1 protein-coding gene is annotated in these 1,337 nt (G+C 76.3%); it reads left to right on the top strand.

What is annotated here, in order from left to right; genetic code table 11:
- The coding region (locus ACZ6Y7_RS37970) for an amino acid adenylation domain-containing protein (protein ID WP_465762546.1) at positions 1–1,337 on the top strand (1,337 nt) is incomplete at both ends.

Genomic DNA, 1,337 nt, shown 5'->3' with positions numbered 1-1,337 from the left:
CCCGCCACCGTCCAGCGCCTCGCCGAACAGTTCCAGCGCATCCTGCGCAGCGCCGCCGAACACCCCGACACCCCCATCCACGACCTCGACCTGCTGGGCACGGCCGGCCGCGCCGAACTGGCCGCGCTGGCCACCGGAGCCGTCCACCTGCTGCCGGACGCCGCCCTGCCGGAGCTGTTCGCCGCCCAGGCTGCCCGCACCCCCGACGCCACCGCCGTCACCTGCGGCACCGACACCCTCAGCTACACCGCACTCGACACCGCCGCCGACCGCCTGGCCCACCACCTGATCGCGCTGGGCGCGGGCGCGGAGAGCCGGATCGCCGTCCTGCAGCAGCGGTCGACGGCTCTGGTGGTCAGCACCCTGGCCGTGGTGAAGGCCGGCAGCGCGTACGTGCCGCTGTCGGAGAGCTGGCCCGCCGAGCGGATGGAGCTGGTGCTGGCCGACACCGGCGCCGAGCTGCTGCTGGTCGACGCGGCCACCCGCGACCTGCCGTTCGTCCGGGCCCGGGAAGCCGCCGGGGTCCGGGTGGTGGACGTCTCGGCGCCGCTGCCGGAGGCCCCGGCCCGGCCGCTCCCGCCCGTCCAGCCGCAGCGGCTGGCCTACGTGATGTACACCTCCGGCTCCACCGGCACGCCCAAGGGCGTCGCGGTCACCCACGCGGACGTGGCCGCGCTGGCCGCCGACCACTGGTGGCAGCGGGACGGCCACCACCGGCGGGTGCTGTTCCACTCCCCGCACGCCTTCGACGCGTCGACCTACGAGCTGTGGGTGCCGCTGCTGAGCGGCGGCGAGGTCGTGGTGGCACCGGCCGGCGAGCTGGACGCCGAGCGGATCGGGCGACTGGTCGCCGCGCACCGGATCACCGCGCTCTGGCTGACCGCCGGCCTGTTCCGGCTGCTCGCCGAGGACGCCCCGCAGAGCCTCGCCGGGGTGCGCGAGGTGCTGACCGGCGGCGACGTCGTCCCCGCGGCCGCCGTGCGCCGGGTGCTGGACGTCCACCCGGAACTGCGGGTGGTCGACGGCTACGGCCCGACCGAGACCACCGTGTTCGCCACCCGGCACCCGATGGTCGCCGGGGACGAACTCGGCAGCACCGTGCCGATCGGCCGGCCGCTGGACAACATGCGGGTCCAGGTGCTGGACGCCGGGCTACAGCGGCAGCCAGTCGGGGTCCCGGGCGAGCTGTTCATCGGCGGTGCCGGCGTGGCCCGCGGCTACCTGGGCCGGCCCGGTGCGACGGCCGAGCGCTTCCTGCCCGACCCGTACGGCGAGCCCGGCGCCCGGATGTACCGCACCGGCGACCTCGGCCGCTGGCAGCAGAACACCCACGGCGA

Source organism: Kitasatospora sp. NPDC053308, from assembly GCF_055585785.1.
The sequence above is the reverse complement of the archived record's forward strand: the minus strand, read 5'-3'. Positions and strand labels throughout refer to the sequence as shown.